Here is an 8,847-nt window from a genome sequence, read left to right as displayed (position 1 = left end):
CCCCCCCCCCCCCCCCCCCCCCCCCCCCCCCCCCCCCCCCCCCCCCCCCCCCCCCCCCCCCCCCCCCCCCCCCCCCCCCCCCCCCCCCCCCCCCCCCCCCCCCCCCCCCCCCCCCCCCCCCCCCCACACCCTTTTTTTGGCTCGATCGTCGGCAGCGTCAGATGTGTATAAGAGACAGCACCTATAGTGGTGAAAAACGATCCAAGTTTGATGTTTACCAATGCCGGAATGAACCAGTTTAAAGATTTGTTTTTAGGTGAGGTTGCCATTAAATATCCAAGGGTGGTAGATACCCAACGTTGCCTGCGTGTTTCTGGAAAACATAATGACCTGGAAGAAGTGGGAATAGATACCTATCATCATACCATGTTCGAAATGCTGGGCAACTGGAGTTTTGGCGATTATTTTAAAAAAGAGGCCATTTCATGGAGTTGGGAACTGTTGACCGAAGTATATAAAATTCCGAAGGAACAATTATATGTGTCTATTTTTGAGGGCGATGAAAAAGAAGGCTTGCCTAGAGATACCGAAGCTTACGACATCTGGAGGCAATTTGTAGACGAAGACCGCATTATCTTGGGCAATAAGAAAGATAATTTTTGGGAAATGGGGGATACTGGTCCCTGCGGTCCCTGCTCGGAAATTCATGTAGATTGTCGTAGCGCCGAAGAACGTAAAGATGGAAAAGGGAAAGATCTGGTCAATGCCGATCATCCGCAGGTCATAGAAATCTGGAATAATGTATTCATGCAGTTTAACCGTTTAAAAGACGGCTCACTAAAGCCACTTCCCGCTAAACATGTAGATACCGGAATGGGATTTGAACGTTTGGTGCGTGTATTGCAGGGCAAAAGCTCAAATTATGATACTGATGTTTTCCAAACACTTATCCAATATATCTCTGATAAATCTGGATTTGAATATGTAAGCAGTGCTGAACCAGGCCAAAAGGGTTGGAACGAAGCTGTTGCCATGCGTGTAATGGCCGACCATATCCGTGCGATTTCTTTTGTGATTGCCGATGGTCAGTTGCCTTCAAATAATAAGGCGGGTTACGTGATCCGTCGTATTTTGCGCAGGGCGGTGCGTTATGCTTATACTTTCTTAAATCTTAAAGAACCTTTTTTAAATCAATTGGTGCCAGTATTGGCAGATCAGTTTAAGGGTGTTTTTGATGAGTTGTATCATCAAAAAGACTTCGTGCAGAAAGTTGTTTCAGAAGAAGAAGTTTCTTTCCTTAAAACTTTAGAGCAGGGCATCAACTATTTTAATAAAGACCTTATTGGTGCGCTAATATACAAGGGAATTAAGAAAGATGAAAACGGCATATATTATAATGAAGATGGTACGAAATATCAATTAGATGGTAATACTGCTTTTATGATGCAGGACACTTTTGGTTTTCCAATCGATTTGACTGAATTAATGGCGTCAGAGAGTGGTTTTTCAGTTGATAAAAATGGTTACGAAGAAGCTTTGGAAGCTCAAAAGAACCGTTCACGTGCGGCTACGGCAATTGATACCGGAGATTGGGTTTTGGTTAACCCTGATCGGGAAACTGAGTTTGTGGGCTATGATACTACAGAGATAGAGACCGAGATCATCAAATACAGAAAAGTAACAGCCAAAGGTAAAGCGCAATACCAAATTGTGCTGGGCCAAACGCCTTTCTACGCAGAGAGTGGAGGGCAGGTAGGTGATACGGGTAGGCTAGAAGACCATAGCAGACAGTTTTGGGTAGAGATTACAGACACCAAGAAAGAAAACGGTGTAATTGTCCATTTTGTAGAAACTTTGCCAGCCGATCTGGAAGGTAAGTTCTGGGCAGTAATTGACGAAGAAAAACGTAAAGAAACAGAAAATAACCACTCCGCTACACACTTGCTGCATGCTGCAATGAAGCAAGTGTTAGGTACGCACGTTAATCAAAAAGGTAGTTTGGTCAATGCCGATTACTTACGCTTCGATTTTTCACACTTCGCCAAGGTTACCGATGAAGAACTGAACCAGATTGAGGATATCGTGAATGCCAAAATCCGTGAAAACATTCCTTTAAAAGAACAGAGAAATGTACCTTATCAAGAAGCTTTAAGCAGTGGAGTAACTGCTTTATTTGGAGAAAAGTATGGTGATTTTGTTCGCGTTATTACTTTTGATGACCATTTTTCTAAAGAACTTTGTGGAGGTACTCACGTAAAAGCAACCGGACAAATTGGTTTCTTTAAATTAACTTCGGAGTCTGCAGTGGCTGCTGGCGTACGCAGAATAGAAGCCATTACCGGACAAAGATCTGCTTCGGTCATCCGTGAACATTTTGAATTAGTGAAGAATCTCAATGGCCTGTTGAATAATCCGAAGGATTTTGTAGCGGCACTAAATAAGATTATAGATGATAATGGTGCGTTAAAGAAAGAGATAGAAAAGGCCATTACAGAAAGGGCAGTTGCGCTCAGGGCCGATCTAGAAAAGCAGATACAACAGATTAATGGGGTCAATTTTATTGCCACTACGGTTGATTTGCCTAATGCCGAGGCCGTGAAAACTTTGGCTTATGCGATTAAGGGTGCCGTGCAAAATCTGTTCTTGGTATTGGGCGTTGTTATTGATGGAAAACCACAAATTACGGTGGCCATAGACGACGAATTGGTAAAGGCCAAAGGCTACAACGCGGGGCAAATTGTAAAGGAGTTGGCTAAAGAAATTCAAGGCGGCGGTGGCGGACAGCCATTCTTTGCTACGGCAGGTGGTAAAGATGCTGCTGGAATGAACAGGGTAATGGAGAAAGCGAAATCTTTTGTGTTTTAAATTGAAAGAGTATTACAGTTTTTAAAGATTTTAATCAGCGTAAATATTGAAAATCGTCATTTCGAAGTGAAAAATGTAGAGAGAATTTATAGAAGCTATAAAATTTCTTTTCATTCATCTTCGAAATGACGAAATTGTTTTCTAATGTCTACCTCTGTGGTCTCTTCCCTTTTTATTCCATCCTTTATGATGACCATTGTCATGACGGTAGGTTTCTACATATCTGGTGCGGTATACATTATGTTGTAAATAGGGTCTTGGCTCATTGATCACAATTTTTCTTCCGCTATAAAGGTTGTAATGCCTGTATGCTTTTGGTAGCGATTTGCGATGTACCCATCTGCTGCCTTCATAATAAACAAAACGTTTGGTAGGTACATGGTAATAGCTGTGTACGTCTGGTAGATAATAATAATCTACATAATCGTGGCCCCGTGGTCCCCATTGCGGTTGCTGGCCAATATTAATATTTAAACTAACCTGAGCGTTCGCAGAGCTGAATGTGCTGGCTACTATAACCAATGCAAATATTAGAATTAACTTTTTCATGATTTTTAGTTTTTGTGTGTACAAGCACCTAAACCAATATCGTGCCATACTATATTCTTGGCCATTTTACCATAGATTTGATACATTTCGCTATATTTGAGGGTCTATAAAAGATATATTATCTATTAATGAGTACAACAACGGTAGTGGCAGAATCAAACGCTTTCGAACTCGTATCAGGTTTAGAGATACATGTTCAGTTAAATACACAATCTAAAATATTTTCGTCAGATAGTGCAACATTTGGTGCCCTGCCCAATGAGCATATCTCCGCTGTTTCGTTAGGTCTCCCTGGTGCCTTGCCCAAGTTGAACAAGGAAGTCGTAGAAAAAGCCATTAGAATTGGCCTGGCCCTAAATTGCCATATTAACCAAAGTAATTTCTTTGACCGTAAAAATTATTTCTATGCCGATTTGCCAAAAGGCTATCAGATCACACAGGATAACAGCCCAATTTGTAAAAATGGCTATTTAGAAATACAGCTGTCTGATGGCACGGAAAAGAGGATAGGCATCAATCGTATCCATCTGGAAGAGGATGCGGGTAAGAGTTTACATGATCAGGATGACAAATATTCTTTTGTTGACCTGAACAGGGCAGGAGTTCCCCTAATTGAAATTGTTACCGAACCAGATGTTCGCAGTGCGGAAGAGGCGGCAGCCTTGCTGACCGAAATCAGGCAATTGGTACGTTTTTTAAACGTAAGTGATGGCAACATGGAGGAGGGATCGCTACGCTGCGATGCCAATATTTCTATTCGCAAGCAAGGCGATACTGCTTTTGGTACACGTTGTGAGGTTAAAAACCTAAACTCTATACGTAACGTACGTAGGGCTATTGATTTTGAGTTTAGTCGCCAGGTTGAAGTAACGGGAGCTGGTGGCACAATCATTCAGAGTACCTTAAATTTCGATGCCGATAAAGGAACAACATCACCCATGCGCAGCAAGGAAGAGGCGAATGACTATCGTTATTTTCCCGATCCAGATCTACAGCCCATTTCTATTTCCGACGATTGGTTGGCTAAGATAAAGTCGGCCATGCCTATTCTGCCAAAGCAGATCGCAGGGCAGTTAATGACCGAGTTGGGCATTAGCAAAGCTGAAGCCATGGTGCTGGCTGAAGATAAAGATCTGTATAGCTATTATCAACAGGCGTTACCCGAAGTTAAACAAAAGAAAAGTCTGGTAAATTGGCTATTGGGAAATATTAGGGCAATTTTAAATGAAAGGCAACTAGAAATAGCCAAATATATGGTAAGGCCTGTACAATTGGCGCAATTGATCAACTTGGTCGACGAAAAGAAAATCAGCCAGCAAAATGCACTGCAACAATTACTTCCTGCCTTAGAGGGCCATCAAATACAGGATGTGGAAGAATTGGCCAAACAACTAAATTTATTGATCGTAGAAGATACCAATGCTATACTTATTTTGATAGATGAGGTATTGGCCAAATATCAACCGCAGGTTGAAGCATACAAAAAAGGCAAAAAGGGCGTTTTAGGTTTGTTTGTTGGTGAGGTCATGAAATTGGCTAAAGGTAAAGCAGATGCCAAGCAGGTAAATGAACTGATATTAGAAAAACTGAAATAAAATTAATAGGATGAAGAAATTAGCGTGTATCATAGGCATTGCAGTCATTGCACTTGCTGCTTGTAAGGATAAATCTAGGTTTGCCATCACGGGCAAGTTTTTAAATGCAGATCCCAAAAATAAAGTTTATTTATACGGGATGGCCAGTAACAATATGGTGCTGCTGGATTCTACCAACCTATCTGAAAAGGGGGAGTTTAAATTTGTAAACACCAAGCCCGAGGCAGATTTTTTCCGTGTTAATTATGGTACAAACGAATATATTGTTATTGCCAAAAATGGCGATGAGATTAAAATAAGTGCAGACCTTCATGATAAAAGCCAACATTATATGGTTTCGGGAGCGGAAGATGCGGATAAATTGGCAGAATTTAATGACCTTAAGGTCAAACATCAAGCTAAAATTATAGCGATAAGTAATGAGTTTGAACAAAAGGTAAGTGCAAATCCCGATAAAAGAGATGAGCTATTGCAACAGCTTACGCCGGCCTATACCCATGCCATGAATGAACTTAACCAGGCCATTATTAATTTTGCAAATCACAATGCAAGTTCCCTGGTGAGTTTTTACGCCATTAGTTTGGTCAATCCGGTAGGCAACGAACAGGCAATGGTAACCTATGCCGATAAGGTAGATGCCAAATTGAAGCAAAATTCGTCGGTAAAGAATTTTGTAGAAAAAGTGGTTAAGCTGAAAGCGCTGCAGATAGGGCAAATTGCTCCAGAATTTACCATAAATTCTATAGATGGGAAACCTATTAAATTGACAGATTACCGTGGTAAATATGTATTGTTGGATTTCTGGGCATCGTGGTGCGGACCATGTCGTACAGAAAACCCTAATGTAGTAAAAGCTTACCAAACCTATAAGGGAAGAAATTTTACCATCCTTGGAATTTCGCTGGATAAAGATAAGACGGCTTGGGCCCAAGCTGTTAAACAAGATGGCCTTACTTGGGCCCAGGCAGGAGAACTTAAGGATTTTGAAGGAGAGACCGCAAGGCTCTATCAGATCGAAGCCATACCCAGTTCCTTCCTATTGGACCCAAGTGGCAAGATCATAGCAAGGGATTTAAGAGGTCAGGAATTGGATGCCTTCTTAAACAAAACCTTACCTTAACCCTAACTCAATGTTAAAATATGTTGCGGTCTTAACAATTTGTTAACTTCATTTTAACTAAATGTTACATTTGTATACTTACTTTCGTAATAAATAAAACATAACGATGAGTACAGCTAAACAGAAGATATTAATTGTTGACGATGAACCAGATATCCTAGAGTTGATCGAATACAACCTTAAAAAAGAGGGATATCAGGTCTTTCTGGCTAGTAACGGGCAAGATGGGATTACGGTAGCCAAAAAAGTACAGCCAGACCTGATTATCTTGGATATTATGATGCCCAAGATGGATGGGATTGAGGCTTGTCGTTTAATGAGGGCCATACCAGAATTTAAAAATACCTTTATGGTATTCCTTACGGCCAGAAGTGAAGAGTACTCTGAAATAGCAGGTTTTAACGTAGGTGCCGATGATTATATTGCCAAGCCTATAAAACCTAGGGCCTTGGTGAGTAGGATCAACGCTATATTACGCCGTAATGCCAGTTCTGATGAAGTTTCTGATAACAAAGTGGAAATTGGTGACCTGGTTATTGACCGTGAAGCCTATCTTGTTTATCAAAATGGAGAACGGGTGGTTTTGGCTAAAAAGGAATTTGAGCTGTTGTATCTTTTGGCTTCCAAGCCAGGTAAGGTATATACCCGTGAATCCATCCTTAAAAACATTTGGGAAGATTCGGTGGTAGTGACCAATAGAACCATTGATGTGCACATTCGTAAACTGAGGGAAAAACTTGGCGAGAACTATGTTTCTACGGTAAAAGGAGTAGGCTATAAATTCGAGCTTTCCTAAGAAAGCTGTGGTATAATCTGTTTTTACTGCTCCTGTAGTGTGGATAGCGTTGACGAGGACGCCACACCTTACTAGCTGTCTATTGGCATCTCCCCCGATAGCTTTTAAAAACTGACCTAAAACCTCAGTTTTCGTAGAAGGGCGAGCTAGCTTGTCTTTTAAGATGGGGGAATTAATCTGGCCTTTATAAGGCTAGCTGTTGTTGAAGCCCTTTTTCTCGTTCCTCTGTTTCGTATAGGCCATGAGCCTGCTGTAATCTCTTTTTTATTCTTGCGGCTAGAATTCTTGGGCCAAGTACTTTTACAGATTCGCCAAAGCCTAGAATTTCCCTTTCTAATTCGAAATTTAAAACCACATCTATCCTAAATATGGTGGTTTTCTCTTTTTCGGCAATTAAAATTTGCGAATGGTGTAGTGGTTTGGTCACCACATAAGGGCTATGTCTATTGTCAAATTCAAGGATGACCTTTTGCGGTCGGTCATTGCTGTTCTTGGTAACACCTATCAGGTCGCTATAGTAACGGTCAAAATCAACACCTTCATATGAAATAAAAGGTTCTTGGGGCAATTCTTGAAACTCGATGATCCTATCGAGGGCTAAGTTTAAAATCATTCCGCCCTTTTTAGCTTTAACAATCAAGAACCAGCGGTTTCGGTATTCCTTTAAAAGATAGGGGAAGTAGATGAGCTGTTGCGACTGTTGTGCCTTAAAAGATTTGTACTCTATCAATAAGGCGGAATTCTTTAAAATGGCCTGATACAGTTTGGGAATATATTCCATTCCCTTAAGTTGGTTGTTGCTTTCCAGCTGAATATGGTTACCGCCTTGATGTGTCGACTTGTATAGGTTGTTCTCTAGTCGTGCAATCATATCGCTCATCTCATCGAAATAGTTGAAGGCATTAAATTGCTTTAGTACCCCTACAATTTCTTTCATTTTATCTACATCGGCATTGTTAATTGGTGCCTTGGTAATACTAAAGCTAGGATCCTCATAAGTATAGAACCTTCTGTCTTTAACCACAATAGGGGCGTTATAGCCTAACTTATCACTGCGCATCAATTGCAGATCTGCCTGTATAGTCCGTTTGCTTATACCAGTTCGAATGCCTTCTAGTTCGTATAAAGTGTCAGACACCTTTTCAATAAGGTCTTCTAAGGTCCATTTTCGATAACGGTTTCTTAGGCAATCATCAATGGTTTTGTACCTGATTAAAGCAAGTTTGTTTATGGCCATGCGCTATAAATATCTATGAATTTGATGAAACTCTTTCGATAAAGATATGGGTAAATATAATAAAGTTGTTTATTGTGCGCAATAGATCTGCGTAGTTTTGTTTTTTATCTTTCTTTTTGATGTGTTTTTTAAAATTTATTCATTGAAAATCAGTTTGTTATGAAATAATTTTAATTATTTTTTTTTATGCGCAATTATGCTGCGTAGTAAGGCTTGCATCTTTGTAATGTCGGAACGATAAACAAAACCGATACAAATGTTTAACTGTAAATTAACTGATTATGAAATTCAATTTCTTTAAATCTAAAAAAGCTGTAATTAATCACGAGTATGCGAAAGCTTACGTGATGAGTCCAGAACTGGAATTGTACACAGCAGTGGTAACTACCGGATTGAACGATTCATTCTATGAAGCTGGCAATGCTAGATTGAAAAGAATTAAAGAGTTAATCTTAAAATGTGATGTGGCATTTGTGGCAAGGCTAGCTGTATACGCTCGTAACGAAATGAATTTAAGATCTGTGCCGATGGTATTATCTGTAGAATTAGCAAAGAAAGTCTCGGGGAACTCTATGGTGAGCAGAACAATTAAAAAAGTAGTACTAAGGGCAGATGAGATTACGGAACTATTAGCCTATTATCAGATAGCAAACAACAGAACTGAAACGAAAAAACTAAATAAACTTTCAAAGCAAGTGCAAAAAGGTTTAGTAGGTTCTTTTAATAGATTTGATGAGTATCAATT

7 protein-coding genes and 1 pseudogene are annotated in these 8,847 nt (G+C 40.3%); 6 read left to right on the top strand and 2 right to left on the bottom strand.

Annotated elements, in window-relative coordinates; all coding sequences use genetic code 11:
* Positions 1-187, top strand: a 187-nt coding sequence (locus tag JHD79_RS22890) for a hypothetical protein (RefSeq protein ID WP_233164838.1), incomplete at its 5' end; no start/stop codon positions are given.
* Positions 175-2,805 (top strand): annotated as a pseudogene (gene alaS / locus JHD79_RS22120) (alanine--tRNA ligase); the annotation flags it as partial. The gene JHD79_RS22890 and the pseudogene alaS, both read left to right, overlap by 13 nt.
* Before the next feature lie 141 nt (positions 2,806-2,946).
* Here alaS and JHD79_RS22115 read toward each other — a convergent pair.
* Positions 2,947-3,354: a hypothetical protein gene (locus tag JHD79_RS22115; protein ID WP_199121537.1), complete on the bottom strand. Its 408-nt coding sequence runs from the start codon at positions 3,352-3,354 to the stop codon at positions 2,947-2,949.
* Between the two features lie 128 nt (positions 3,355-3,482).
* Here JHD79_RS22115 and gatB point away from each other — a divergent pair, with 128 nt between their 5' ends.
* The 3 genes from gatB (at position 3,483) to JHD79_RS22100 (ending at position 6,865) form a co-directional block, all read left to right on the top strand.
* Positions 3,483-4,949 (top strand): Asp-tRNA(Asn)/Glu-tRNA(Gln) amidotransferase subunit GatB, encoded by a 1,467-nt coding sequence (gene gatB, locus JHD79_RS22110; protein WP_199121536.1) that lies wholly within the window; start codon positions 3,483-3,485, stop codon positions 4,947-4,949.
* A gap of 10 nt (positions 4,950-4,959) precedes the next feature.
* A complete protein-coding gene (locus JHD79_RS22105; RefSeq protein ID WP_199121535.1) occupies positions 4,960-6,069 on the top strand; it encodes a TlpA disulfide reductase family protein in 1,110 nt (369 codons plus the stop codon).
* A 106-nt stretch (positions 6,070-6,175) separates the two neighbouring features.
* Positions 6,176-6,865, top strand: coding sequence for a response regulator transcription factor (locus tag JHD79_RS22100; RefSeq protein WP_199121534.1), 690 nt, complete (start codon positions 6,176-6,178; stop codon positions 6,863-6,865).
* A 184-nt stretch (positions 6,866-7,049) separates the two neighbouring features.
* Here JHD79_RS22100 and JHD79_RS22095 read toward each other — a convergent pair whose 3' ends face one another.
* The gene (locus JHD79_RS22095) at positions 7,050-8,102 is read right to left on the bottom strand and encodes a YafY family protein (RefSeq protein WP_199121533.1); all 1,053 of its coding nucleotides are present in this window, start codon (positions 8,100-8,102) and stop codon (positions 7,050-7,052) included.
* Between the two features lie 281 nt (positions 8,103-8,383).
* Here JHD79_RS22095 and JHD79_RS22090 point away from each other — a divergent pair.
* Positions 8,384-8,847 (top strand): TROVE domain-containing protein (locus JHD79_RS22090; protein ID WP_233164837.1); only part of this gene is annotated, 464 nt, incomplete at its 3' end.

The organism is Pedobacter sp. ASV28, assembly GCF_016428855.1.
Classification (GTDB): Bacteria; Bacteroidota; Bacteroidia; order Sphingobacteriales; family Sphingobacteriaceae; genus Pedobacter.
The sequence above is the reverse complement of the archived record's forward strand: the minus strand, read 5'-3'. Positions and strand labels throughout refer to the sequence as shown.